General features: G+C 67.9%; 28 protein-coding genes. 12 read left to right on the forward strand and 16 right to left on the reverse strand.

The window, feature by feature from the left end; translation table 11 throughout:
• Positions 1-51: 51 nt before the first annotated feature.
• Positions 52-843 carry an ArsR/SmtB family transcription factor gene (locus BST38_RS14540; RefSeq protein ID WP_083144044.1) on the reverse strand — a complete coding sequence of 264 codons (792 nt, stop codon included), beginning with the start codon at positions 841-843 and terminating at the stop codon, positions 52-54.
• A 111-nt stretch (positions 844-954) separates the two neighbouring features.
• Here BST38_RS14540 and BST38_RS14545 point away from each other — a divergent pair, with 111 nt between their 5' ends.
• Positions 955-1,929 carry a patatin-like phospholipase family protein gene (locus BST38_RS14545; RefSeq protein WP_083144045.1) on the forward strand — a complete coding sequence of 325 codons (975 nt, stop codon included), beginning with the start codon at positions 955-957 and terminating at the stop codon, positions 1,927-1,929.
• Here the strand turns inward: BST38_RS14545 and BST38_RS14550 are convergent.
• The 3 genes from BST38_RS14550 to BST38_RS14560 form a co-directional block, all read right to left on the reverse strand.
• Positions 1,918-2,793, reverse strand: a complete 876-nt coding sequence (locus BST38_RS14550) for a patatin-like phospholipase family protein (protein WP_083144046.1) — start codon at positions 2,791-2,793, stop codon at positions 1,918-1,920. The genes BST38_RS14545 and BST38_RS14550 overlap by 12 nt on opposite strands.
• Before the next feature lie 65 nt (positions 2,794-2,858).
• Positions 2,859-3,719: a class II glutamine amidotransferase gene (locus BST38_RS14555; protein ID WP_083144047.1), complete on the reverse strand. Its 861-nt coding sequence runs from the start codon at positions 3,717-3,719 to the stop codon at positions 2,859-2,861.
• 69 nt (positions 3,720-3,788) lie between these two features.
• Complete coding sequence (locus BST38_RS14560; protein ID WP_083144048.1) at positions 3,789-4,850, reverse strand: NAD(P)H-dependent amine dehydrogenase family protein; 1,062 nt, start codon at positions 4,848-4,850, stop codon at positions 3,789-3,791.
• A 155-nt stretch (positions 4,851-5,005) separates the two neighbouring features.
• Between BST38_RS14560 and BST38_RS14565 the strand changes: the two genes are divergently transcribed.
• Positions 5,006-6,193, forward strand: coding sequence for a lipid-transfer protein (locus BST38_RS14565; RefSeq protein WP_083144049.1), 1,188 nt, complete (start codon positions 5,006-5,008; stop codon positions 6,191-6,193).
• Between the two features lie 135 nt (positions 6,194-6,328).
• Here BST38_RS14565 and BST38_RS14570 read toward each other — a convergent pair whose 3' ends face one another.
• The gene (locus tag BST38_RS14570) at positions 6,329-7,717 is read right to left on the reverse strand and encodes a cation:dicarboxylate symporter family transporter (RefSeq protein WP_083144050.1); all 1,389 of its coding nucleotides are present in this window, start codon (positions 7,715-7,717) and stop codon (positions 6,329-6,331) included.
• Between the two features lie 109 nt (positions 7,718-7,826).
• On the opposite strand from BST38_RS14570, the gene BST38_RS14575 reads away from it, so the two are divergent.
• Together BST38_RS14575 and BST38_RS14580 are read left to right on the forward strand one after the other, a co-directional pair.
• Positions 7,827-9,410, forward strand: a complete 1,584-nt coding sequence (locus BST38_RS14575; protein WP_083144051.1) for a sensor histidine kinase — start codon at positions 7,827-7,829, stop codon at positions 9,408-9,410.
• The gene (locus BST38_RS14580) at positions 9,407-10,096 is read left to right on the forward strand and encodes a response regulator (protein WP_083144052.1); all 690 of its coding nucleotides are present in this window, start codon (positions 9,407-9,409) and stop codon (positions 10,094-10,096) included. The genes BST38_RS14575 and BST38_RS14580 overlap by 4 nt, the downstream gene beginning before the upstream one ends.
• Here the strand turns inward: BST38_RS14580 and BST38_RS14585 are convergent.
• The 3 genes from BST38_RS14585 to BST38_RS14595 form a co-directional block, all read right to left on the reverse strand.
• Complete coding sequence (locus BST38_RS14585) at positions 10,093-11,172, reverse strand: MmpL3/TtfA transport complex stabilizer (protein ID WP_181792073.1); 1,080 nt, start codon at positions 11,170-11,172, stop codon at positions 10,093-10,095. The genes BST38_RS14580 and BST38_RS14585 overlap by 4 nt on opposite strands.
• A 375-nt stretch (positions 11,173-11,547) precedes the next feature.
• Positions 11,548-11,955, reverse strand: a complete 408-nt coding sequence (locus BST38_RS14590) for an STAS domain-containing protein (protein ID WP_083144054.1) — start codon at positions 11,953-11,955, stop codon at positions 11,548-11,550.
• Between the two features lie 46 nt (positions 11,956-12,001).
• The gene (locus BST38_RS14595; protein WP_083144055.1) at positions 12,002-12,340 is read right to left on the reverse strand and encodes an STAS domain-containing protein; all 339 of its coding nucleotides are present in this window, start codon (positions 12,338-12,340) and stop codon (positions 12,002-12,004) included.
• A 223-nt stretch (positions 12,341-12,563) separates the two neighbouring features.
• Here BST38_RS14595 and BST38_RS14600 point away from each other — a divergent pair, with 223 nt between their 5' ends.
• The 4 genes from BST38_RS14600 to BST38_RS14615 all read left to right on the forward strand — a co-directional run bounded on the left by BST38_RS14600 (position 12,564) and on the right by BST38_RS14615 (position 15,072).
• Positions 12,564-12,905, forward strand: a complete 342-nt coding sequence (locus tag BST38_RS14600; RefSeq protein WP_083144056.1) for a DUF732 domain-containing protein — start codon at positions 12,564-12,566, stop codon at positions 12,903-12,905.
• A gap of 143 nt (positions 12,906-13,048) precedes the next feature.
• Entirely contained in the window at positions 13,049-13,333 is a 285-nt protein-coding gene (locus BST38_RS14605; protein WP_083144057.1) for a hypothetical protein, read from the forward strand.
• Between the two features lie 85 nt (positions 13,334-13,418).
• Entirely contained in the window at positions 13,419-14,750 is a 1,332-nt protein-coding gene (locus BST38_RS14610) for an MFS transporter (protein ID WP_083144058.1), read from the forward strand.
• A 73-nt stretch (positions 14,751-14,823) separates the two neighbouring features.
• Positions 14,824-15,072: a hypothetical protein gene (locus BST38_RS14615; RefSeq protein WP_083144059.1), complete on the forward strand. Its 249-nt coding sequence runs from the start codon at positions 14,824-14,826 to the stop codon at positions 15,070-15,072.
• A gap of 1 nt (position 15,073) precedes the next feature.
• Here BST38_RS14615 and BST38_RS14620 read toward each other — a convergent pair whose 3' ends face one another.
• Positions 15,074-15,781 carry a TMEM165/GDT1 family protein gene (locus BST38_RS14620; RefSeq protein ID WP_083144060.1) on the reverse strand — a complete coding sequence of 236 codons (708 nt, stop codon included), beginning with the start codon at positions 15,779-15,781 and terminating at the stop codon, positions 15,074-15,076.
• Positions 15,782-16,092: 311 nt separating this feature from the next.
• A complete protein-coding gene (locus tag BST38_RS14625) occupies positions 16,093-16,455 on the reverse strand; it encodes a DoxX family protein (RefSeq protein ID WP_083144162.1) in 363 nt (120 codons plus the stop codon).
• An 81-nt stretch (positions 16,456-16,536) separates the two neighbouring features.
• On the opposite strand from BST38_RS14625, the gene BST38_RS14630 reads away from it, so the two are divergent.
• Entirely contained in the window at positions 16,537-17,409 is an 873-nt protein-coding gene (locus tag BST38_RS14630; RefSeq protein ID WP_083144061.1) for a sigma-70 family RNA polymerase sigma factor, read from the forward strand.
• On the opposite strand, the gene BST38_RS14635 is transcribed toward BST38_RS14630, so the two are convergent.
• Complete coding sequence (locus tag BST38_RS14635; RefSeq protein WP_083144062.1) at positions 17,382-18,737, reverse strand: acetamidase/formamidase family protein; 1,356 nt, start codon at positions 18,735-18,737, stop codon at positions 17,382-17,384. The genes BST38_RS14630 and BST38_RS14635 overlap by 28 nt on opposite strands.
• Positions 18,738-18,890: 153 nt before the next feature.
• Here BST38_RS14635 and BST38_RS14640 point away from each other — a divergent pair, with 153 nt between their 5' ends.
• Positions 18,891-19,283: a hypothetical protein gene (locus BST38_RS14640; protein ID WP_083144063.1), complete on the forward strand. Its 393-nt coding sequence runs from the start codon at positions 18,891-18,893 to the stop codon at positions 19,281-19,283.
• A gap of 87 nt (positions 19,284-19,370) precedes the next feature.
• On the forward strand, positions 19,371-19,526 hold the full coding sequence (locus BST38_RS29360; protein ID WP_165761593.1) for a hypothetical protein: 156 nt from the start codon (positions 19,371-19,373) through the stop codon (positions 19,524-19,526).
• Between the two features lie 8 nt (positions 19,527-19,534).
• On the opposite strand, the gene BST38_RS14645 is transcribed toward BST38_RS29360, so the two are convergent.
• The 5 genes from BST38_RS14645 to BST38_RS14665 form a co-directional block, all read right to left on the reverse strand.
• The gene (locus BST38_RS14645) at positions 19,535-19,939 is read right to left on the reverse strand and encodes a DUF2752 domain-containing protein (protein WP_237160804.1); all 405 of its coding nucleotides are present in this window, start codon (positions 19,937-19,939) and stop codon (positions 19,535-19,537) included.
• A 5-nt stretch (positions 19,940-19,944) separates the two neighbouring features.
• Entirely contained in the window at positions 19,945-20,292 is a 348-nt protein-coding gene (locus BST38_RS14650; RefSeq protein ID WP_083144064.1) for a CD225/dispanin family protein, read from the reverse strand.
• 171 nt (positions 20,293-20,463) lie between these two features.
• Positions 20,464-21,762 carry a H(+)/Cl(-) exchange transporter ClcA gene (locus BST38_RS14655; RefSeq protein WP_083144065.1) on the reverse strand — a complete coding sequence of 433 codons (1,299 nt, stop codon included), beginning with the start codon at positions 21,760-21,762 and terminating at the stop codon, positions 20,464-20,466.
• A complete protein-coding gene (locus tag BST38_RS14660; RefSeq protein ID WP_083144066.1) occupies positions 21,763-22,074 on the reverse strand; it encodes a GNAT family N-acetyltransferase in 312 nt (103 codons plus the stop codon).
• A 241-nt stretch (positions 22,075-22,315) separates the two neighbouring features.
• Positions 22,316-23,176: a DUF4436 domain-containing protein gene (locus BST38_RS14665; RefSeq protein WP_083144164.1), complete on the reverse strand. Its 861-nt coding sequence runs from the start codon at positions 23,174-23,176 to the stop codon at positions 22,316-22,318.
• A 201-nt stretch (positions 23,177-23,377) separates the two neighbouring features.
• On the opposite strand from BST38_RS14665, the gene BST38_RS14670 reads away from it, so the two are divergent.
• The gene (locus BST38_RS14670; RefSeq protein ID WP_083144067.1) at positions 23,378-25,132 is read left to right on the forward strand and encodes a cadherin-like domain-containing protein; all 1,755 of its coding nucleotides are present in this window, start codon (positions 23,378-23,380) and stop codon (positions 25,130-25,132) included.
• Position 25,133: the final 1 nt, after the last annotated feature.

Below are 25,133 nucleotides of genomic sequence, written 5' to 3' on the forward strand. Positions count from 1 at the left end.
CATGATCATCGGCCTGACGCCACACCAGAAACCCACTAATTCAGCAGGCTCCTAGCTGCCCAGTACCGCGGGTTGCTGCTCCAGGTGGCTCTTGAGATCCGACAGCTTCGACGGCCAGCCGCCTGAGACCAGCTGGCGCACAGTGCTTTCCTCCGGGAATCCGGTGTGGGTCACGGTGAGTTTCACCCGGCCGTCGTCGACCGGTTCCATGTCGAACGTGACCGTCGACCGCGGTTCGGCGGCGGCCCGTTCGATGATCTCTTCGGACAATCCGACCGCGGTGAGGTCCTTGGTGAAGGTGTGGAAGGTGAATGCCAGCCTGCGATAGGGGTCGCATTCGAGGACGACCTGCTCGGGTCCGGCGATGTTCAAGTCGCCGTCGCGCCATTGGAAAGTCGAGCCCACCTTCCAGTCGGTCACCAACCCGTGGCCCATGTAGCGCTCCGAGAACGCCGGGTCGGTGACGGCCTGCCAGAGCAGCTCGGGGGTGGTCCTGATGTAGGTGGTGTAGACGAAATCGTTGTTGTGCGCCATGGAATTCCGCTCCAATGCTGTTTTCAGGTCCGCGAGCGTCTGCGCCCGCAGTCGGTCGTAGTGGTTGATCCAGCGGTCGGCGATGGCGTTGATGGGTTCGGCGTTCAGGTAGTGCAGTTTCTCGCGGCCTTGCCACACGGTGCTGATGAGGTTGGCGTCCTCGAGCACCTTCAGGTGCTTGCTCACCGATTGCCGGGCCATGTCCAGCCCGGCGCACAGTTCTCTCAGGCTCTGCCCGTTGCGGGCGTTCAAGCTGTCGAGAAGACGCCGCCGACTCGGGTCGGCGAGCGCGCGGAACACCTCGTCCATGCCTCTAGTTCTCCCACATATGCAGCCTTATGGCTACATGTCTGACAATAGGCAGCCAAATGGCTGCATGTCAATGGGGCGCCGCCCCCTCATATAGGCCAGAATGAGCAGATGCGGGTCGCACTGGCGCTGGGCAGCGGCGGAGCACGCGGCTACGCCCACATCGGAGTCCTCAACGAGCTACGCGAGCGCGGCCACGACGTGGTCGGCATCTCCGGCTCGTCGATGGGAGCGCTCGTCGGCGGATTGGAGGCCGCCGACAAACTCGACGAATTCACGCTCTGGGCAAGCGGTTTGACCCAGCGGGCGGTGCTCCGGCTGCTCGATCCGTCGATCACGTCGGCCGGGGTGCTCAGGGCGGGCAGGATCCTCGACGCCGTCCGCGACATCCTGGGCGATGTCACCATCGAGGAGCTGCCGATCCCGTACACCTCGGTGGCGACCGACCTGGTCACGGGCAAATCGGTGTGGATGCAGCGCGGCCGGGTCGACGATGCGATCAGGGCCTCGATCGCGATCCCCGGCCTGATCACCCCGCACGTGCTCGACGGGCGACTGCTCGGCGACGGGGGCATTCTGGATCCGCTCCCGATGGCCCCGATCGCCGCCGCGCCCGCCGACGTCACGATCGCGGTCAGCCTGGCCGGTGAGGCCCCGGCGGCCGAACAACGCGTGCAGGACGCGCGCCAGCCCACGACCGACTGGCTCAGCCGGATGTGGCGCAGCAGTTCGTCGTTGTTCGACAACAAGACCGCGCACTCGCTGCTGGAGACCCCGACCGGGCGCGCGGTGCTGGGCCGGTTCGTCGCGGCCGACGACGAACCCCTCGACGAGTCGGTGGAGACGACAGGGCACGAGTTGCCGAAGTTGAACAGTTTCGAGGTGATGAACCGTTCCATCGACATCGCCCAGGCCGCGCTGGCACGCCATATCCTCGCGGCTTATCCGCCGGACCTGCTTATCGAGGTTCCGCGCACGGTGTGCCGCAGTCTCGACTTCCACCGGGCCGCCGAGGTCATCGAGATCGGCCAGGAACTGGCCAGCGTCGCGCTCGACACCTTGGAGCGCGCGGACTCAGAGCCCTGACAGGAAGTCGGCCAGTCGCGCGGCCTCACGGCGCCCCTGCTCCCTGCCCGCCCGTGCCGCGGGCGCCCGGCATGCCGGGTCGAGCGGATTCGGCCCGAACGCCGCCAGCGCCTCGCGGTCGGCGAAGACCGCCAGCGTCGCACCCGGAAAGGCCTCGATCTCGGCCGCCGTGCCGGCGCCCCACGGTGACGGGCCGTCGGCCGCCGACGGCACCAGCGCGACCGCGGACGCGCAGTCCGACACGGCGGACATGTTGACGGTGCTGGCCACGCCGCCGTCCATGTAGCGCCGGCCACCGATGGTGACCGGGGGCCACACCCCGGGAACCGCACAGCTGGCCGCGACGGCGTCGACCAGTGCGACCCCGGAGCCCGCCGTCAGCACCGACAACTCGCCGGTGTCGATGTCGACGGCGGTGACGCGCAGGTCGCGCTGCGGCCAGACATGGGACGGAAGGCGGTGCTCGATCACCGTGCGGCGCACCGCTTCGTCCACCGTGTCGGTGCTCGCCGCGACCGCACCGATCTTCTGGAGCTTCCGCGCTTTCGTCGTATCCGGGGTGGTCATCGCGGTGAGGAACAGCTCGGTGATCGTCTCGATCGACACCCCGGGATGGATCTCGTGGGCGCCGTATTCCTCGGACAGTTGCCGTTCGTACAACTGCTCCAGGGGCACGCCGCTGCACAGCTGAGCCCCGACGGTCGATCCGGCCGAGGTTCCGAGCAGGACGTCGGCGCCGAGCAGCCGCCGGCCGACCTCGGGCGCTTCCTCGACGATGCCGAGCAGCACGCCGGTCTCCCAGGCGATTCCGGCGAGTCCGCCGCCGGCGAGGACGAGTGCGCTCAGGGTCCCGTTACTGTTCACGCTGCCTTCCTGTCGCGGGGCACCTGCTCCCGCGGTCGCCGCGATTCTAGTTTGCGGCGCGCCGGCTACCGGACACTCTGGCTGACCGCCGCGGCGGGATTCAGCTCGGCGAGGGTGAGTTGGTGGCGGGGTTCGGGTATCGCGCCGGACACGCTGCTGATCTCCAGATCGGGTCCGACGTGCACCAGTTCACCCGGCTCCAGGAGCCGCCAGGCGGGGTCGTCGTCCATGGTCTCGGTCGCGAAGACCACCGAGGGTGAATCCATCAGGTGCTCCGACCGCGCGTGAATCCTGTTGCTGCGCAATTCGAATGCCGCATGCTCGGCGGGACGGCGCCGGTCGAGGATGAACAGGTCGTGCGTGTCGGGATAGCGCAGGGCCCACATGTCGGTCGCCGTACACAGCAGAATGTTGACCGCGTGCAGGGGGACGTTGCCGGCGATCCAGGTCATCGCCTCCACCAGCCCCGCTCCGACGTCTCCGCCGTGGCGGCGCACCGACGCGGTGATGAGCGCGAACACCCGCTCCGAGTCCGTCTGCCCGAGCACCAGATCACGTGCGGACAACTCCTTGAGCCGCGCGTCCATCGAGTCCAGCCCCTCCACCACGCCGTTGTGCGCGAAGAGCCTGCCGTCCTGCAGGAACGGATGGGTGTTGACCGCGGCCGACCCGCCGGTCGTGGCGTAGCGCACGTGGGCGATGAACGTCGTGCCGGTGTATTCGACGGCCTCGCGGGTGAATTCGGGGTCCGTCCAGGCCGCGACGGGTTGCTTGGACACCATCGGTGCACCGGACTGTTCGAACACCCCGATCCCGGTGCCATCCGGGTTCTTGTGACTCTGCCGGGCGAGACTGTCCGGCGCGTCGAGTAACCAGAACGTCGCCGAGACGGGCTTGCCGGCGTGCAGACCGAACAGCCGGCACATCAGGGCGACTCTTCGCCGAGGCCAGAGCGGGGCGTCATCGCACGGGCGAGAGCCATGCCCCGATAGTAGTCACCGCGGGCCCGTACCGAGGCCGGATGCGGCTTTACCGCTGATGAAGGGCAGGTCGAGGTAGGTGCTGACGCCCGGCGGCGCGGCGCACACGGCGGGCACCGAGTTCACGCAGTGCGCCGCGGTCGCGACGATCCCCGATTCGGGCCCGTGCTCGCCGAACTCCGACTGGAATCCCTTGATCACCACCGTGAAGTCCGGGTTGCCCCGCACCTCCATCTCGTAGCGCTGCCCTTCGGGACCGAAATCCCATGCCGGATCCAGATTCTCCTCACCCATCAGCCAGTTCACGGTGACCCGGACGACGACGTCGTCGCCGACGAGTGCCTCCCAGTGGAAGCGGCGCGCGGCGACCTGGCCGGGCTCGATCGCACCCAACGGAGAGTCGATCGGCGCGGTGGCGACCGCGATCTCCTGCGACGAGCGGATCTTGGGCTCGGCGGCGAATCCCATCGCGTCGACGATCATCCGCACCGACTGGACGAATCCGCCGTCGAGCAGTTTCTGCATCGGCCCGGACAGCGCCTTGTCCGGGGTGTCGCCGAAGCCCATGACATACCGCAGCACGTCGGGTGCCTCGTAGGTCCTCAGGTCCGAGAACTCCTCGGCGCGAACGAAAGTCACGCCGGTCGACATCGCCGACATCAACAGCGGGAACTTCTCACTGATCCCGCCGGGCGCGATTCCGGTGCCGTGCAGGGTGACCCCACCCGCCTCGGCGGCGGCCCGCAGCGGCGCGGCCTCCTTCTCCGACGGGTAGAACCAGCCGACCGGGCTGACGACGTTCTTTCCCGACCGCAGCAACGCGGTGACCTCGTCAGGGTTCGGCAGCAGCGGGGTGTAGATGACCGCGTCGGCGTCCAGCGCCAGGATCTCGTCCACGCTATTGGTGGCGATCACACCCAGCGGCGCGGTGCCGACGATGTCGCCGACGTCGCGGCCCGCCTTGGCGTCCGAATGCACCCAGCAGCCGACCAGTTCGAGCTCGGGGTGGTCGAGGACCCCGCGGATCGCGGCGACACCGACCCCGCCGGTGGCCCATTGCACGACGCGCAGCGCCATCTCGTCCCCTTCCCGGAAGATAGAACTAGAACACGTTCTATTTAGATGTACACCAGGCGCGGCGGCCGCCGACGGAGATCTGCACAACTGGTGGTCGATGCTCGGGTGGTCCGCGTTAACGTGCCTAGATACGCAATGTGGCGAAAGGGAATGTGATGAACCGAGTGTTCGTGGTCGGGGTCGGGATGACGAAGTTCGAGAAGCCCGGCCGGCGGGAAGGCTGGGACTACCCCGACATGGCCCGCGAGTCGGGAACCAAGGCGCTCGAGGACGCCGGGGTCGCCTACACCGAGATCCAGCAGGGCTTCGTCGGCTACTGCTCGGGTGACTCGACGTCGGGACAGCGGGCACTCTACGAACTCGGCATGACGGGCATCCCGATCGTCAATGTCAACAACAACTGCTCGACCGGCTCGACGGCGCTCTACCTCGCCGCCCAGTCGATCCGCGGCGGGTTGGCCGACTGTGTGCTCGCGCTGGGCTTCGAGAAGATGCAACCGGGCTCGCTGGGCGGCGGAGCCCAGGACCGGGAATCCCCGCTGGGACGGCACGTCAAGGCGCTGGCCGAGATCGACGAGTTCGCCTTCCCGGTCGCGCCGTGGATGTTCGGCGCCGCGGGGCGCGAACACATGAAGAAGTACGGCACGACCGCAGAGCATTTCGCGAAGATCGGGTTCAAGAACCACAAGCATTCGGTGAACAACCCGTACGCGCAGTTCCAGGACGAGTACTCGCTCGACGACATCCTCGGCGCCAAGATGATCTCCGATCCGCTGACCAAGCTGCAGTGCTCGCCGACCTCCGACGGGTCGGCCGCGGTGGTACTGGCCAGCGAGGACTACGTGGCCCGCCACGACCTCGCCGGGCAGGCGGTCGAGATCGTCGGCCAGGCAATGACCACCGACTTCGCGTCGACGTTCGACGGCAGCGCCGCCAACATCATCGGTTACGACATGAACGTCCAAGCGGCACAGCAGGTTTACCAGCAGTCGGGGCTGGGCCCGGAGGACTTCCAGGTGATCGAACTGCACGACTGCTTCTCGGCCAACGAACTGCTTCTCTACGAGGCCCTCGGATTGTGCGGGCCCGGCGAGGCGCCGAAGCTCATCGACGACAACGACACCACCTACGGTGGACGCTGGGTGGTGAACCCGTCCGGCGGGCTGATCTCGAAGGGGCATCCGCTGGGAGCGACCGGTCTGGCGCAGTGCAGCGAGCTGACCTGGCAGCTGCGCGGTACCGCCGACAAGCGTCAGGTCGACGGTGTGACCGCGGCCCTGCAGCACAACATCGGTCTCGGCGGCGCCGCCGTGGTGACCGCCTACCAGCGCGCCGAGCGGTAGGTAGCCCCTCCCCTTTCCCCCGCGAGCAGACACATACTCCGGCGTGTCGACGCGTGTCGCCGCGAGTTTGTGTCTGCTCGCGGCAGCAGAAAGCCCGGCCGGCGAGGGATCCGACCGGGCTTTCCTGCGTGTGCCCTACACCGCCGCAGGGGCCTTCTCCTGCGTCGGCTCTTCGACACGCGAGCCGTGGTCTGAATCCAGCATGGTGAGCTCGTCGAACGGATCTCGGCCTGCCAGAACGGAATCCACCTTCGCCTTGTCCAGGGTGTGCGTCCACGACCCGACCAGCAGCGTCGCGACCGCATTGCCGGAGAAGTTGGTCAGCGCTCGCGCCTCGGACATGAACCGGTCGATGCCGACGATCAACCCGACCCCGTCGAGCAGGTCCGGGCGGTGGGCCTGCAGGCCGCCGGCCAGCGTCGCCAGCCCGGCGCCGGTCACCCCCGCCGCACCCTTGGACGCGACGATCATGAACACCAGCAGGCCGATCTGCTCCCCCACCGACAGCGGGTCGCCCAGTGCGCCGGCGATGAACAGCGACGCCATCGTCAGGTAGATCGCGGTGCCGTCGAGGTTGAACGAGTAGCCGGTCGGGACGACGACGCCGACGGTCGAGCGGTCGACGCCGAGATGCTCCATCTTCGCGATCAGGCGCGGCAGCGCCGACTCCGACGACGAGGTCGACACGATCAGCAGGTACTCGCGGGCCAGGTAGCGGACCAGCTTGAAGATCGACACCCCCGACACCACCCGCAGCAGCGCGCCGAGCACGCCGAACACGAAGATCACACAGGTCAGGTAGAAGCCCAGCATCAACGCCAGCAGCTGACCGACCGCGGCCCAGCCGGTCTGGCCGACGACGTTGGCGATCGCACCGAACGCGCCGATCGGGGCCAGCCACAGGATCATCACCAGCACCTTGAAGACCAGCTTCTGCAGGTGCTCGATACCGCGCAGGATGGGCTGGCCCGCCGAGCCGAGACCCTGCAGCGCGAAACCGACCAGCAGCGCGATGAACAGCGCCTGCAGCACACTGCCCTCGGTCAGTGCCGAGAACATCGACGTCGGGATGATGCCCTGGACGAAGTCCATCAGACCGCCGGCCTCGTGCGCCTTGTCGGCGAGTTCGGCACCCTTGCCCGCCGTGTCCGTGACGTTGAGGCCGGTGCCCGGATGCAGGATGTTGCCGACGACGAGGCCGATGGCCAGCGCGAACGTCGACATCGCCAGGAAGTAGACGAAGGCGAGACCGCCGACCTTGCCGACGGTCGCGGCCTTGCGCACCGATCCGATGCCCAGCACGATCGTGCAGAAGATGACCGGCGCGATCATCATCTTGATCAGCGCGACGAACATCGTGCCGAGCACTCCGACGCTCTTGCCCACGTCGGGGGCGAGGATGCCGACCGCGACACCGGCGATCACCGCCACGATCACGGCGATGTAGAGCCAGTGGGTGCGGTCGCGCCGCTTCGGCGGCTCGGGTACCGGCCCGGGGGCGGGTCTGTCCATCGTGGTGGTCATCGGAACTCCTTAGGCACGCAGCTCGGCGATTGGGTCTGGAAAGATGCTCACCGACGACGTGACCCAGGTCACGGTTTAGTTCATTACGTTCACGACGGAGGGTGCGCCGATGCGACCAGGTCGCCGGTTGCCGTGGCCGAGGTCGCTGGCCGGTCAGGCCATCGCGCTGCAGGTCCTGGTGATCGCGGTGGTCGTGATGGCAGGCAGCGCGCTGGCGCTGTTCGACGCCCGCCGCGACGGAGACGCCGCCGCCAGAGACCAGGTGCTGGGCATCGCGACCGCGCTGGCGGATTCGCCGTCGACCGCGCAGGCGATCGAGGAGGGCCACGCCACCGAAACCCTGCAGCCGGTCACGGAGTTGGTGCGCCGCAGCACCGACATCGCGTTCATCACGATCATGGCGCCCGACCGGACCCGGTACACGCACACCGATCCGGCCCAGATCGGCGGCGAGTACCTCGGCACCATCGAGCCCGCGCTACGCGGGGAATCGTTCACCGAGGTCTACACCGGAACGCTGGGACCGTCCATCCGCGCCATCGTGCCGGTCTACGACTCCGACAGCCGGGTCATCGGGCTCGTCGCCGCGGGCATCCTGCAGCAGAGCCTGGCCGAACGCTGGCGCGCGCAGTGGCCCGTGATCGCGGCGGTCGGCGTTGGCGCACTGGCGATCTCACTGGCCGGGGTGTGGGGTATCCGGCGCCGCCTGTTGCGTCAGACCCACGGTCTGGCGCCCGACGAGCTGCGGGTCATGTACGACCACCACGACGCGATCCTGCACTCGGTGTCAGAGGGCCTCATCGTGCTCGACGCGGCGGACCCCAGCGGCGTGGCACTGGTCAACGACGAGGCCCGCCGGCTGTTGTCGCTGCCCGACGGCCGGGTGGTACCGGCCGACCTGCCGGAGTTCCTGCGCACGTACAACCCCGGCGCCCGCGATGAAATCCATGTCACCGACGACCGCGTGCTGGTGGTCAACCGCTCCCCGGTGCAGAACGGCGCCACCGGATCCGAGGTCGTCACGATCCGCGACCGGACCGAATTACAGGGCGCCCTGGGGGAACTCAACTCGCTCAAGGTGCTGACCGACTCGTTGCGCGCCCAGGCGCACGAGGCCGCGAACAAACTGCACACCGTCGTCACCATGGTCGAGATGGGCCGTGCCGACGACGCGGTGCGGTTCGCGACCGCCGAACTCGACCTGTCCCAGCGGCTCGTCGACCGCTTGTCGGCGGCCGTCGGCGAACCCGCCGTGGTGGCGCTGCTGCTCGGCAAGGCGGCTCAGGCCGGCGAGCGCGGTATCGAGCTGACCGTCACCGAGGACACCGAATTGCCCTCGGACACCGACGCTCTGCTGCTGTCCGGTCAGGAGATGGTCACCGTCGCGGGCAATCTGATCGACAACGCGATGGATGCTTGCGATCCGGAGAACCCGTGGGTCGAGGTGACGATCAATCAGCGCGACGGCCGACTGCTGGTCCAGGTCGCCGACAGTGGAAACGGCATGGACGAGCGGACTTTCGAGAAGGCGATGCAGCGCGGATACTCGACCAAGGCCGGCGCCGACGCCGGCGGGCACGGCCTCGGGCTGGCGTTGGTGGCTCAGGTGGTCAAACGCCACGGCGGGACGCTGTCGGCGGATGTGACCTACGGGTCGGTGGTCACCGCGACGGTGCCCGAGGAGATGCCGTGATCACCGTTCTGATCGTCGAGGACGAGCCGCTGATCGCCGAGGCGCATCAGGCGTATCTTGCTCGGCTTGACGGCTTTTCGGTCGCGGCGGTCGCCCACACCGCGCGCGATGCGATGCGGGCGGCGTCCGAGGCCACAGCGTCCGACACCCCGATCGATCTGGTGCTGCTCGACATCGGCCTGCCCGACGCCAGCGGGATCTCGCTGGCGTCGGCGCTGTCCGGGCTGCGTCCGGCACCGGACATCATCGCGATCACCTCCGAACGCGATCTGGAGATGGTGCGTGCCGCCGTCGGGCACGGGGCGCTGGCGTATCTGCTCAAACCGTTCACCTTCGCCGCGTTCCGCGAACGGCTGGAACGCTACCGCCGCTATCGGGAGGCGCTGCCGGCCGGAACGGATGCGGCCAGTCAGGCCGAAGTCGACCGCGCGCTCTCCGAGCTTCGGATCGGAGCCGACCGGGCGGCCGCACCCAAGGGCGCGGCACCGGGCACCAATGACGAGATCGCCCGCGCGGTACGGGATTCTGTCGACGGCGTCACCGCTGACGCGGTCGCCAAGCAGGTCGGGGTCTCACGCGTGACCGCGTGGCGCTACCTCGAGCGACTGGCCGACGAGGGCACGGTGCGCAGGCACACCGACTACGGCGGGGCGGGGCGGCCGAAGACGCGCTACCAGTGGCGTTAGACCCCGGCGGCCTGCAGGATGCGCGGCGGGTTCGCCGCGATCGGATCGGTCGCGAGGAACTGGTTGTACAGCGCCTCGATCGACGACTCGACCGAGAAGACGCTGACCCCGCCGGCATAGTCGGCGATGTAGAGCCGGGTGCCGTCCGCACTCTGGGCCACGCAAGAAGGCCGGGCGTCGACCCGCAACGAGTCGACCACGTCGAGGGACAGCGTGCACAGCGTCGCCACCCGGTCGTAGTCCACGATGTAGGCCCGGGTCTGGTCGGCGCTCATCACGAGCTGCGTCGGCGCACCGCGGAGGCTGACCGAGTCGGTGATCCGCAGTGTCGCCAGGTCGACGACATGCACGGCACCGCCGACCGCGCGGTCGGAGGTCAGCACGTAGACGGCGTCCCCCGCGTATCCGAGGTCGCGGATCGGGGAGCCGATCGGCACCACGCGTCCGACACGGTTGGTTTCCACGTCCACGACGATCAGCCGGCTGCCGTCGGCGTCGGTGACGCCGAGATAGAGCCGCTTGCCGTTGGGGTCGGCGATCATCGCGTCGATGTTGGCGGCCGGGCCGCGTCCGATCCCGATGGTGCCGACACGCTCGGCGGTGACATCGAGGACGGCGACGTCGACGCGATCCTGCGCCGACCGGCCGAGGTAGACCCGCTTGCCGTCGGGGCTGACCGCGAGGGCGGTCACCCCGGACGCGACGGGATAGGTCGCGGTGACGGTGTGGGTGTCGAGGTCGACGACGGCGACCGCGTCGTGGCTGTCGGCGGCGACCGCCACGTAGGCGCGGTCGTCGGCGACGGCCACTGCGACGGGTTCCCCGTCGACGGCGATCGCGCCGGACATCCGGAGGTTTGCGGTGTCGAGCACCGAGACGGTGTCGTCGCCGGCGTTGGCGATGACCACCGCGGCGCTGCCGGCGGCGAGATCACCGATCGGGCGGCGCGCCGAGGTGACCCGGCGCTCAAGCACCACGTCGCCGGCCGGAGTGTTCACAGCAGACTCGTCGACCCCATCAGTAACGTTCTTGCGGTTGTGCAACACGTGCCCCTTGGGCAACGAAAAGTTAGCCATATGTCTGGGTACCTCCGCCGGTAAAGCTCTACCGGGCTCTAGATTCCGGGCCTATCTCGGCATTTCGCTTCCGGTTTTCGGAAGCGGTCTGAATCGAGTGTAGCCACGCGAAATCAAGGTCGGCACAAGCGAAATCGCGCAGCCGGCGAATGGCGGACCACCTTCTCAGACTGCGCTTAATAATTTCTTCGTTACCACACCGTTACATTTTGTTAGCAATACGGAATCACCCCCTGAGCTGCGCGGGCGGGTTCGCCGGCAAGCGGCTGGGCGGGGTGTGACGAAGATTGCCCGGAGTTCAATTCTTAGGTTTGCCGGGCAAAGTGAGCGGCAGATCACACAGCGACACGACAGCAAATCCGCCGATATCTCCGATCAGGCCGGTTTGACGCCGCGCACCGACGGGATCTCCCGCAGCGGGATCAGGCCCTCGGGGTCGCAGAGCTTCACCACCCGCGTCACTGCCGGGCTCGGAACGACGCACCACCCGATGTCCTCGCGGGCGAGGTGTGCGCTGATCGCGTACAGCGCCGATGCGCCGTCGAAGGCCAGGAAGTTCACCTCGGTCAGGTCCAGGACGAGCGCCGCGGAACCGGCCGCGGCCTCGCGGACCAGGTGGGCGAACTGCTTGGCGTTGTGGGCGTCGATCTCCCCGCCGACCGAGACGGTCGTGTGCCGGTCGGCGTCCAACCCCTCGGTTCGGCACGACAGGACCAGCGACGTCGAGGCTATCGAGAAGCTTCGACAGTCGGCAGACCTGCTGCGTATCGACGTGACGGTCATTACAGCCCAATCTACCTGCGCAGGTGACGGCGCCCGACCTATTTTATCAGCCGGTCAGGTTGCGCAGTGCGATGTCGAGCGTCGGGTACACCTCCACGTAGTCGGTGATCCCGGTGATCTTCAGGGGCCTGCTCGTGGCAGGACCGTCGGCGACGACCGCGAATTTGATGCCGGCGTCGAGCTGCTTTCGGCTGGTCATCAAGACCTGCATGCCGGCAGAACCCAGGAAATCCACCTGCGTCATGTCCACGACGAGGCCGGCCGGCTTGCGCTGCGCCGCGGCGGTGATCGCGTCCTGCAGCTGCGGCGCCGTCAGCATGTCCACGGCACCGACGGCCGCGACGACGGCGACACCGTCAACCTCATGTTCGGTGAATTGCTGCACGTAAAAAGCCTCGTCTCATCGTGTACCCCGGTCAGCGCGGGAGTACATCATCGGCGGGAGGCTGCAGTCTGAACCCGGTGTCGAACCCGCGACAACCGCATACAGGGTAGCGAAGAGCCGACCGCGGCGAACAATCCGGACTCGTCAGCACCGAACACCCAAAATCCCTGGTCCGGCGCGGACTCGCAGCTACCATCCGCACAGACCTTTCACAGGAGGCTGTATGCGCGCGCACAACATCGGGCTGTCGGTCATCGCGGCAGGCGCCGCCGCGCTTGCCCTCGCCCCCATCGCCCACGCCACCGACGCCGATGCCGCGTTCCTGGCCGCCGTCGCACACCTGGGACTTCAGTTCGGCACTGCGGAGCAGGCCGTCGAGGCCGGTAACAACGTTTGCGACGTCGTCGCCGAAGGGTCTGTGAACAACGTCGACCCGGCCCGGATCCGGGCCGACATCATCGCCAACCTGTTGGGCGAGGGCGTCGACGAATACCAGGCCACCCACCTGATGATTGCCGCGGTCGGCGCGTACTGCCCGACCTACGACCACGTGGTCGGCGGCTGACAGAAGTCACCGGGAGTTAGTCACCGGGAGTTCTCCACCCGATCTCCACAGAACCTCCAAGCACGGCCCCCGCAGGGTCACGACGATTGGTGTCATCCATCGCGGCGACACATCAACGCCGCATCGTCGCAAGGAGTCACCCCATGAGAAGAACCCTCGCCGCAGGTCTGTTGCCGCTGGCCGCTGCGCTCGCCCTCGCCTCCCCCGCGCACGCCGAAGACGCGCAGACGACCATCAACCAGTTGCGCGCGCAGGGTGTCGACGTGCGCATCAGCCGGGTCGGAAACGCGCCGCTGTCGGAATGCACGGTGTCCGGGGTGCGCAGCCTGCCGGCCCCGGCGCAGCAGTTCTTCGTCGACGACGACGACTTCAACGTGTTCACCGTGGTGCCCCGGCGCAAGGTCGCGGTGTCCCTCGTCTGCAACTGAGCTGTCCCCGGCGGGCGCCGCCATCGGCACCCGTCTAGGTTTGGATCCCGTGTCCTCAGCCGCCCCGTCCTCGTTCCCGCGGGGTATGGCACTTCTGGTGGCCGGCGCCATGTTCATGGAGATCCTCGACGCCACCATCATGGCGCCGGCAATTCCGGCCATCGCCGACACCTTCGGAGTCGCCCCCGTCGACGTGAACGTCGCGGTGTCCTGCTACCTGCTCACCGCCGCCGTCCTGATCCCGGCCAGCGGTTGGATGGCCGACCGGTTCGGCATCCGTCCCGTCTTCCTCACCGCGGTGGTCGTGTTCACCGTGGCGTCGCTCGGATGTGCGTTGAGCACCTCGTTGGGGATGCTGGTGGCGATGCGCGTGCTGCAGGGCGTGGGCGGCGCGATGATGGTGCCCGTCGGTCGCCTCGCCGTGCTGCGGTTCAGCGCGAAAGCCGACCTGGTGCGGGCGATCGCTCTGCTCACCTGGCCCGCGTTGACCGCCCCGGTGGTCGCGCCGGTGCTCGGCGGGGCCATCGCCACCCTGGGGTCGTGGCGGTGGATCTTTCTGGTCAACGTCCCCGTCGGCATCGTGGGACTGGCGTTGGCGTTCAAGCTGATCCGCGGCGGCCCGTCCCCGACCCCGAGGCCGCTGGACTGGAAAGGTCTGCTGCTGGTCGGTGCCGGGATCGCCGCGGCGCTGGTGGCGCTGGAGCACATCCGGGTCAGCGGCACCGACTGGACGTTCGTCGGCGTCGGCCTGGTCGCCGCGGTGATCCTGCTGGGCGGTGCGCTGTGGCACCTGCGGCGCGCGGCCTCCCCGTTGGTGCGACTGTCGGTACTGCGGGTGCGCTCGTTGCGGATCACGGTGTCCGGGGGTTCGCTGTACCGTCTCGTGATCACCGCGGTGCCGTTCCTGCTGCCCCTGATGTTCCAGCTGGAGTTCGGCTGGTCGGCGTTCACCGCCGGTTTGATGGTGGCCGCGCTGTTCCTGGGCAATCTGACGATCAAACCGCTGACCACGCCGCTGATGCGGCGCTTCGGCATCAAACGGGTGCTGCTGGTGAACGCGATCTTGTCGGTCGGGTGGTTCGGTGTGCTGGCGCTCCTGGAGCCGGGCACCCCCGTCGTGGTGATCGCGGCCGTGCTCTATGTCAGCGGAGCGCTGCGGTCCATCGGTTTCACCGCGTACAACAGCCTCGCGTTCGCCGACGTCGACGGGGACGAGTTGACGCACGCCAACACGCTGAACGCGACGGTGCAGGAACTCGGTGCAGGGCTGGGGATCGCCGTCGCCGCGCTGCTGTTGACGGTGACGACGTCGTACTCGTGGACGTTCCTGGCGCTCGGCGGGCTGATGGCGCTCACGTTGGTGGAAACCCTGCGACTGCCGGGCGACGCCGCCTCCCATGTCACCGGTCGGCGCTGACCCGGAGTTCGGCCGACATCGCTCGCGCGCGCCTACCGCAAAAGTCTCGACCAGAACTTTAGCCTTGGTCCCCGTGACCACACTGCACGAACCGTCGCTGGCGGAGCTGGACTTCGACCCGGAAATCCAGTGCACCTGCCGCAAGTTCTGCGGTCCACTGGCCCATCCGGCGCAGTGGTGGGTGACGCTGTCGTGCGGTTGTCCGTATCCGATGTGCCGGCGCGCACTGCGGATCGCCAACGTCCGGCTCAAGGTACGGCCGTTGACGTGCCGCCACTGCGAGACCGATCAGATCGCGATCCGCTCGGTCGTCGCGATCTGATTCAGGCGTCGACCTCGTCGGGCGCCGGCTGCGGGCGGAGCACCGGGGGCCGCATGCGTTCCGGCAGCGCCCGCACGAGTCCGGCCAGTGCCGCCACGATCGCCACCGAGATACCGCCGACGAGCAGCACCGGCAGCGCCGGGAACGCGTTCTCCATCAGCATGTAGGCGCCGAAGACCAGGAACAATGCCGCGGCGCCGATCTGGATGAACCGCTCGGGCAGCTTCTTGCCGAGCACCGCACCGACGACGATGGCGAGCCCGTCCGCGGCCACCATGCCGAGTGTCGAACCCACCCACACGCCCAGCCAGTTGTTGTCGGAGGCGAGCGTGACGGTCGCGAGCATCGTCTTGTCCCCGAGCTCGGCGAGCACGAACGCCGACGTGACGACGAAGAACGCAGGCGCGGTCGCCTTCTCGGCGCGCGACGTCTCGTCGTCGGACAGGCTGTCTCCGCGCAGCGTCCACAGCCCGAAGAACACGAACATCGCGCCCGCGATCAGGCCCAGCAGATGGCCGGGCAGCGCCGCGCCGAGGTAATGCCCGATGGCCACCGACAGCACGTGCACCAGCGTGGTCGCGAATGTGATCGCGGCCAGCACCACCCACCAGCGGTAGCGCAGGGCGAACATCATCGCCACCAGCTGGGTCTTGTCCCCCAACTCGGCGACGAAGATGACGGCGAAGCTCAACAGCAGTGCGGCGAGCACGGTGCTCCTCGTGTCGAGGGCTACCGCTGGAGAAACGTGGAGACGCCTCCGGCCGGCAGCCAAGTACGTTCTGCGGCCGAAGGTCTCGCCCACCGGTCGGTGACCGGTCCGGACAACCGGGCCTCAGACGCGAACGCCATCAGGCCAGTATGTCGATTGCCGATTGGGGGCTACTCCCCTTCGTTGGAGCCACCGTACATGCGCCCTGACCCACCCCGCAACTCAACCGCGGCGAAACATCATCTCTCGCAATAAGTTTGGGATATCAACCAGGAAAGTTCGACAACCCCAACAAAGTTGACCGGAGTCCCTCACGGCGCTGCTGCGGCGACGGTGAAATAGCCGAGCGCCGCAACGGCCAGCACCAGGTACGTCGCCGGAAACGCGATGTTGTGCAACACCCCGGTGCGCACATGCACCGCCACCGCGCCGACGAAGAAGGCTGTCACCCCGAGCGCGGCGGCCAGCCCGAGCCACGGGGTGAGGACGAAGCCGGCCAGCAGGCCGAGCGCCCCCGCCAACTTCAGCGAGGCCAGGTACGGAATCCATCGCGGTGCGACGCCGACCTCGGCCGAATTCGCCAGCACGAACGGGGCGCGGGCCAGATCCGCGATCGCGATGGCCGCGTTCGCGGCGGCGCACGCTACCGTCAGCACCGCCAGTGTCGTGAGTATGCTCGTCACGTTTCCTCCCGAGCCTGTAGATCAATGACTTTCACCCTGTTGACGATTGGCCCGGGCGGAAGGTGACCGACGATGACATTCGATTCCGAATTCGAGGCGTCCCGCCCGCGACTGCTGGCGGTCGCGCACCGGCTGCTGGGGTCGGTTCACGACGCCGAGGACGCCGTCCAGACCAGCTGGTTGCGGGTGCAGTCGGCGTCGGTGTCCGAGATCGACAGCCCGGCGGCATGGCTGACGACAGTGGTGACCCGGGTGTGCCTGGATCACCTGCGGGACCGTCGCCGCCGCGAACTCCTCACCGCGCGTGTCGACCCCGAGCCCGAGTTCGCCTCGGCCGCCGACGAGGACTTCCTTCGCCGCCAGGACATCTCGCGGGCGCTGATGGTGCTGCTGAGGGTCCTGACCCCGCAGCAACGCGTGGCGTACGTGCTGCACGACCTGTTCTCCGTGCCGTTCGAGCAGATCGCCGGCGTTCTCGACACCACGCCGTCGAATGCGAAGAAGCACGCAAGCAGGGCCCGGGCTCGGCTGCGTCCGGCGCCGCACCCGGTCGACGCGCACGGCGCTGCGACCCACGACGAGATCGTCACCGCGTTCCTGCGCGCGGCCTCCGGCGGCGACCTCGACGGGATGCTCGCGTTGATGGCACCTGACTGCGTGCGCACCGTCGAGCCGTCGCTGGTGGCGCCCGGCACCGCCACCGAAATCGCCGGCGCCGCGGCCGTCGCGCGGGAGACCCGCGGTTTCGCCGACCGGATCCGTACGGCCACCCCGATGCGGGTCAACGGACGCGACGTGCACGTGATCGCACCGGGTGGGCGCCCGTGGGCGGTCCTCGACATCACCACCGCGGCGGGTCTGATCTCGCGCATCGCGATCGAACCCGCCAGTGACGCCGATCGGCTGGAGGCCCGCGCTCAGGCCGACGGGAAGTGGGATTTGTAGATCTGGCCGTGCACTCCGACGGTGCGGTCCACCACCTGTGAGACCGAGAAGTCGGCTGCCGCCGACAGATACGCATAGGCGGTGGCGCGGTCCATCCCGCGGTCGGTCTCGAGGAAGTCGAGCGCGTTGACCACGGCCTGTCTCATCGCGACGTCGAGGTCGGATTCCTGGCCGCCGATCGACCCGTCGGGGTCGGACAGACCGACCGGCACCCACGCGTCGGCCGTCTCACCGAACGGATAGCGGTAGGCGACCGACGGTGCGTCCCCCGAATCGGGTTTGCACACAGTCAACCGGTAGGTGCCGCGCAGCGATCCCTCCATCGCGGTCAGCGCCACTTCCCCGTCGCCCATGGCCATGTGCGGATCGCCGACGTAGAACAGCGCGCCCTCGGCGAAGACTGGCAGGAACAGCGTGGCGCCCTCCCCGAGCAACCGGATGTCGATGTTCCCGCCGCCGACGGTGGGTGGGATCGAATTGGCTGCGGCGGCGGTGATCTCGGTGTCCTGGGCGTAGGCCACCCCCATCATCCCCATGAACGGACGCAGCGGGAACCGCACCTGGGCGGGCCCGTAGCTCATCACCCCATGCCCGTCCTCGACCGCGGTGAACGTCGACACGTTGCCGTAGCGCATCGGGTCCTCGCTCGGCCTGCCGTCGGTGTCGACGGGCGGCATCACCTCGGCGAGGGTGATCCCCGCGGGCGGTCCACCGTCGGCGGTGCGGGCGAGCGCCCCTTTGCCGTGCCTGCTGGACACAACCCCGTACGGAACCCGCGGAATCGCCTGCAAGATCTCGATTTTGAGGACGTCACCGGGCTGGGCACCTTCGACGAAGACCGGCCCGGTCACCACGTGAGGCCCGTCCTTGTCGAAATTCCTCGGCGTGCGGTCGTACTCGGCGGCGATCGCGATCGCATCCTCGAGCACCTCGGACTCCGAGACGCCCTTGGACCCGAAGTACGCGACCGGATCCCGCCCCTGGTCTTCCAGGATGCCCTCGTGGCTGACCGCGTCGACGGTCACCGTCTGGCCCGAGGCCATCCGCAGTACCGGATCGGCGTGCACGGTGGGCACGTAACCCCACAACACCTCGTCGGGCACCGACTGCAGATAGTGGTCTCCGGCCGGATCACCGGCACCCGGCTGCAGAATGGCGAAGTCCGTTGCGGCCGTGGACGGCGATGACTGCCCGGTGTCCGACGCGCACGCCGCGGCGACGCCGGCGACACCGGCTCCCGCGCTGACCGCCGCGACGGCCCGCAGGAAATCCCGCCTGCCGATGCCGTTCCACAGAACCATCGCCGCATGCCGGGCACTGTCTGTCATGGTCCACCTTCCGCCGGAGAGTTGTCCCGAGAGGGGTTCCCCGCGCAGATTTCCGGGCCGAAACACCTGTGCTACATCCTTGTTGCCGAGGCATGGGTGGTGCGATAGTCGGACACGGTGCCAGTCGGACGCGGTGCCACGAGAGGACACGCCATGCCGTCAGTCGATCCGCAGCAGAACACCCGCCCGTTCCTGCTCGCCTCCCGCGTGTTCGCCGTGGCGACCAGCGCCGTCATCGTGATGTCGTTCGGCACCGCGGGTGTGCTGGTGCAGACAGGCGAGCTCAAGGATATCCACGGCGCCGCCGCGATCGTGCTGCACGTCGTGTCCGGCGGCTTGTTCGTCGCGCTGGCCGGGCTGGCCTACACCCGCAGGCGGGACTGGTGGGCGACCGCGCTCGCGGGGCTGGTTTTCGTGTACACGTTCATCCAGGCTGCCCTCGGTGAATCCGCGACACTCGGAGTCCACATCGCGGGGTCGCTGGTGATCGTGTTCGGCACGATCTTCGTCACGAGTTGGCTGTTCTCGCCGGGCCGGATCACCTGACCAGGATGGCCCGGGATCGTGTTTCATCCGGCCCGGATCGGAGAACCTGTTCCTGGTCCCCACCCGACGACGCTTGGAGGTTCCGCGGTGGAACAGCACGACGATTCACCGGCCACGCCGAAAGACGCCACGCAGGCCACCGACGAACAGCGGCGCGAGCAGGACAAGCTGGATCACCAGAATGACGACCCCGACGCGCCCGCGGGCTGGCAGACCCATCACCAGATCCCTGACGAGAACTGACCGTCGCCTCACACCCGCAGTGCGGTGAACGGCTCGAAGGGCAGGATCCGCACCACGAACCAGACCGCGACGACGGCCAGGGTCACCCACGCCGCCCAGCGGTGCTGTTGCCATGACACCACCGTGCGGTCGATGACGCGGCCGTAGGTCCACAGCGCGTAGGCGACGATCAGAAATCCGAGTGCCACCAGGCCCACCGCATTGAACCGGAGCGCGGCCGCGATGTCGCCGTGCAGCAGCGAGTAGATCATCCTCAGTGTCCCGCAGCCCGGACAGTCCACGCCCAGAAGGGTTTTCGTCGGGCAGACAGGGAGGAACCCGCCCGGTGTGGTCGGGTCACCGATCCACACGACGGCACACACGCCTGCCGCCGCGGCGCCCACGAGCAGCGGACCGCCGAGTCGGGTGGGCAATTCGATCAGTAAGACGAGGTATCCACGTCCATGTTCACGGCGCCGGTCGCGAACAGGATGCCGTAGATGATCCACACCGCGACGGCGGCGACGACACTCCAGATCGCCCACTTCTTGGCGGCATCGGAGGACGCCTGGGCCTCGGCATAGCGGCCCTGTGCCCACAGTCCGTTCACCTGCGCGGCCTTGACGATCGACACGATGCCGAAGGGCAGGCAGCAGAACAGCGTCGTCAGGATGCCGAGCACCAGGTTCGAATTCGGCGCGGCCGGGCCCGGCTGCGGCGGGGGAAAGCCGCCGCTGCCGGCGGGCGGCGGAGGCGGATAGTTGCCGGGCGGCGGCGGTTGCGTCATGTCGACTCCCTCGATGCAAGGTGAAAGTGCTGAAGAGCCTGCTAAGGGTATCCACAAGATCAGTGCGCGGTTGGCAAATTAACTCTGATCGAATCCCTTTCCGGCGACAATTCGGCCGACGTCGCAGAACCGGATGCCGCGCTTCGCCGGCGGACGCTGACAGCTACGGGATCAACGTCTCTCGTCGCCGCCGGGCGCCTCGACCGGCATCCGCTGCCGGAGTTCGGCATACACCGGCTCCGCCTTCACCGCGCGGGCCGCCAGGACGGCGCCTGCGGTTGCCACCACCATCGGCAACGCCATGGAGGTCGCCGCCGTCATCTCCAACACGATGACGATTCCGGTCAGCGGCGCCCGCACCGTGGCCGCGAAGAAGGCGGCCATCCCGGCCAGCGCCATCGGAATCGCCGGCGCGGCCGGGTCGTCGGTCACGATCCCGACGCAGCCGACGAACACCAGCCCCCACAGCGCGCCGACCGCGAGCAGCGGGGCGAACAGTCCGCCGGGGACTCCTGCCGAGTAACTCAGCGGACCCGTAACCAACCGTGCGGCAAGCAATCCCGCGGCCCCCAGGAGCACGAACTGATGGCCACCGAGGATCATCTGGGTCAAGGTGTCGCCGTCGCCGACCGTCAGCGGGGCGACACGCAGCGCGGCCCCCACCAGCGCGCCGATCACCGCCGCCTTCACCGGGGTCGGGACGCGCGGCACTTTCGCCGACCAGTCGGTCAGGACGAGCACCGCCAGGTTGTAGCCGGCACCCAGGATGCCGGTGAGCACCCCGAAGACGACGAACACCGGCAGCCAGCCGAGGCCGGGTGCCGCGAAGTCGGCGACCTGGAAGTCGAGCGCATCGCCGAGGATCGCGCGAGAGCACACGACGGCGGTGACGGACGCCAGGACCGCGACCGCCACCGTCTTCAGCCGTACCGATTTCGTCACTTCTTCGAGCGTGAACAGCATGCCGGCGATCGGTGCGTCGAACGCCACCGCCAACCCGGCGCCGCCCAGCGCCGCCTGCATCATCCGGGCGTCGGCCTCCGGCAGTCGCGTGCGCCGCGCGGCGAGGGCGCCGAGCGTCGCGCCCATGTGGATCGTCGGGCCCTCCCGGCCCAGCACCAGCCCCGAGCCGATCGCGAGCACGCCCCCGGCGAAGCGCGCCGGCAGGACCGTCAGCCGCGGTGGCCGGGTCTCGCCGAGGAACACCGCCTCGACATGCGGGATTCCGCTGCCGCGGGCCTGCGGTTCCCAGCGCACAAGTGCGCCGGCGATACCGGCCCCGAGTGCGGCCGCGGCGATCGGGATCAGCCAGCCCGGTCCCGGAAGATGTTGCGCCCACGCGACGAGGTCGATGCGCAGGGATTCGGCGCGGCGCAGACACCAGCGGAATGCGGCACCGACGACCCCGATGGCCGCGCCGGCCAGCATCGCCGCGGCAGCGAGCAGCAGCAGCCGACGAAGCTGGGGCATCTACGCGCGGTCGGTGATATCGGCGTATTCGGAGTTCTTGTCGATGTATTCGGCGACCATCCAGCACGTCGGAACGATCCGCAGACCCTCCGCGCGCGTGACGCGCAGCGCCTCGGCGACCAAGATCGTGGCCAGTCCCCTGCCCTGGAACTCGGGCAGCACCTCCGTGTGCGGGAAGACCCGCTGACCGTCGCGGTCGTGGTAGTCGGCAAGTCCCACGGCACGGCCCTCGACCTCGATGACGAACTGTCCCGGCTGCTGGGTCACGGTGGTCGCGGCACCGGTGCGGTCAGGCGGCGTGTCCGAACTCATGGCTTTACGATAGCTTCGCGGCGTCCCCGGATCGCACCCGATCTGTTTGCACGTTCATCCAAAGCGTTTGCAGACGCGAACAATACGACGCCGAACTCCGAAACTGGGTCTCAACTGGGCTTTTGCTGTGGTACTTTCGCGCCAGCTGCGATGCGCGGCCGACGGTGGGGCCGCGATGGTCGGCGTCGGATGTGCTGTCGGTCCCCTCGTGAGTACCCGACGCCGACCATCGCTCCCAGTGTCAGAGCTTGCTGTAGCGGTACCAGGCCACGACGTAGATCGCCATCGCCACCACCAGCGCGATGAGCACCCAGATCACGATCGCCTGATCGATCCACGCTCCCGGCGGCGGGGCGCCGGGCAGGATGTTGCGCAGCGGGACCACGGCGAAGAGCATCGCGGCGAACCAGGTGAACAGCGGCGGCAGGAACTGTCGTCTGCCCATGATGGTCTCGATGGCGACGATCATCGCCATCGCGGGCAGCGCGATCAGCACGAGCACGACACCGAGGTCGAAGGCCAACGTGCCGCGGTGCCGACTGAGCTCGATGACCGATGCGGACGGATCCGACTCCGTCTGGTCGACCTGGACGTTCCAGCCCTCGATGCCGCCGCTGACTCTGATGTCGGCCGGTTCGACGGTCCGATCGTCGCCCGTGCCGATCAACGCATCCGCGGTCAGTGGTTTGGTGGCGTACGTGTCGAAGGGCCAGTAGTCGGCGTCGCCGTGCGCCTCGACGGTCGCGGTGATGCTGCCCGGCGTCTCCCCCTTCGGGAATTTCAGCTCGCCGAGATTCACCCACGGATGAAGCCGGATCGCGATGTCGGTGTTCAGTACGCCCAACCGGGGGTCGAGATAGCGTTCCGGCGCGATAAGCAGAACGTCGACCTCGAGTTCGTTCGTTGCGGTGTGGAGGGTGTCCATGTCGATCGAGACCACCGGATACTCGGCGGGCGCCGGATCGAACGGACTCAGCGCGGGGTATGAGCTGCTGATCCACCAGTATCCGAAAAGCGAAGCAGCGTAGATCAATCCGACGATGACGATGCTTGACGTGATGCGGATCCGTCTCCGCAGCGGTTGTCGGCTCTCGTGTGGCACCGGAGGCATATTAGCGGGTCAAACGAATTCCGGCCGTGTTCCGAGTGAACTGATCCGACGGTCACAATTATTTGCCACGATTGGACGAAGGCGGACCAGCCCGGCGCGGATCATATAAATTGTCGGAGCGGCCGCAAATTCCGCGCTGCCGTGCGCGCCCGTAGGTTACGGTGCACTCCAACAGATCACGGGAGTATTGCGATGGCGCAGGCGAACAGAGCCGGTCAGCTCGGCAACGCCTCGGCCCGCCGCGCCGAAAGCTTCGCCGTCCGGCGCTGGCTTGCCACGGGGGCGGCGTCGGTCGGTATGGGTGCCGCACTGCTGGGGTTGTCACTGACCGACTCGCAGATCGGTGTGGCCACCGCGGAGTCCTCGGATACTTCGTCGTCGGTATCCCCATCGGATTCGAATTCGGTTTCGAGCGACACCGACACCGGTACCGAGGACGACGGCTCTGCCTCCGGCGCCGACGACCCTGACGCCGACGACCCCGAGGCGGATGTCGACGAGCTAGAAGTCGACGAGGGCGATATCGATGAGGGCATCGCCGAGGACATTGCCGAGGACGAGGAACCCGAGACTCGGCAGGTTCCCGCGCGGTCGCGTAGCCACGCGAAGGTCGCGGTCACCGCCGCGCCGGATGCCGAACGGGCGGACGCACCCGACGAAGACTCTTCCGACCCGATCGTCGACTCCCCCGCCCCGACGCCGGTCGTGACGCCCGCGGGCACGTCGACGCCGTGGGATGCGCTCGCCGAACGCAGACAGCAGAGCGCCGCCAAGGCCATCACCGAGTTCATGGCCGCGGCCCAGACGTGGATCGCGGCGCTGCCGGTGGACGACCCCGCCAAGCAGAACCTGACCGTGGCGCTGACCTTCATCCGCAACACGTTCTTCAACCAGGATCCCGTGCTCGATCCGGTGCAGATCTCCGGCCAGCTCGACGGCCCGGTCACCGGGACGATCAACGCGGTCGATCCCGAAGGCGATCCGATCACGATGCGGCTCAACAGAAGGCCGCAGTACGGGACCGTCGCGCTGAACCCGGACGGCACCTACACCTATACCCCGGGCCAGGGCTTCACCGGCGTCGACACCTTCTCCGTGACCGCGATCGACCGCGGCGCGCATGTGAATCTTCTCGATCTCGTCGGCCGGCCCGGCACCACCACCGGAATCCTGGTCAACCAGGGAGCGCTCAAGTTTTTGTTCACCTACGAAGGTGAGGCGGTGTGGACCGATGAGGCGCGCGCCGCTCTGCAGACCGGCGCGGACTCGCTGGCCCGATACTTCATGGTCACCACGCCGGTGACGCTGACGATCAAGGCGGTCGGCCAGAACACCGGTTTCGCTTCGGCCACAAGTCCTTCGGTCAGCGAGTCGGCCGGTTTCCACCGCACCGTGGTGCAGAACAAGATTCTCACCGGCAGGGACAGCAACGGCGACGAGTTCGACGGCGACATCGACTTCAACCTGTCCGCGGCGTGGTCGTTCACCTCCGAGATCGCAGCAGACGAGTACGACTTCGTCGGAACCGCGATGCACGAGTTGCTGCACACCTTCGGCTTCGACGCCAGCATCGGACCGGCGGGCAAGAACACGCAACGGACCTGGACGATCTTCGACAGCTTCGTCGTGACCGCCGGCGGTGTCCGGACGGTGGATCGGCGCCGCTACGAGTGGAACTCGGCATTCGATCCGAATCTCACCGGCGGCAACGGTGGCCTGTTCTTCGGCGGAGCCAACGCCGTCGCGGCCAACAACGGCAACCTGGTTCCGCTGCTGACCGTGAATCCGTGGGATGGCGGCAGTTCGGTGACCCATCTCGACGACAGGTTCTACACCGGCGACAACCTCATGATGATGAACGCGTATCTCCCGGAGGGCATCGCGGTACGGGTACTGAGCCCGATCGAGCGCGGGATCCTGAAGGATCTCGGCTACCGGGTCGCCTGAC

The sequence above is a fragment of the Mycolicibacterium parafortuitum genome (assembly GCF_002086815.1).
Lineage (GTDB): Bacteria > Actinomycetota > Actinomycetes > Mycobacteriales > Mycobacteriaceae > Mycobacterium > Mycobacterium parafortuitum.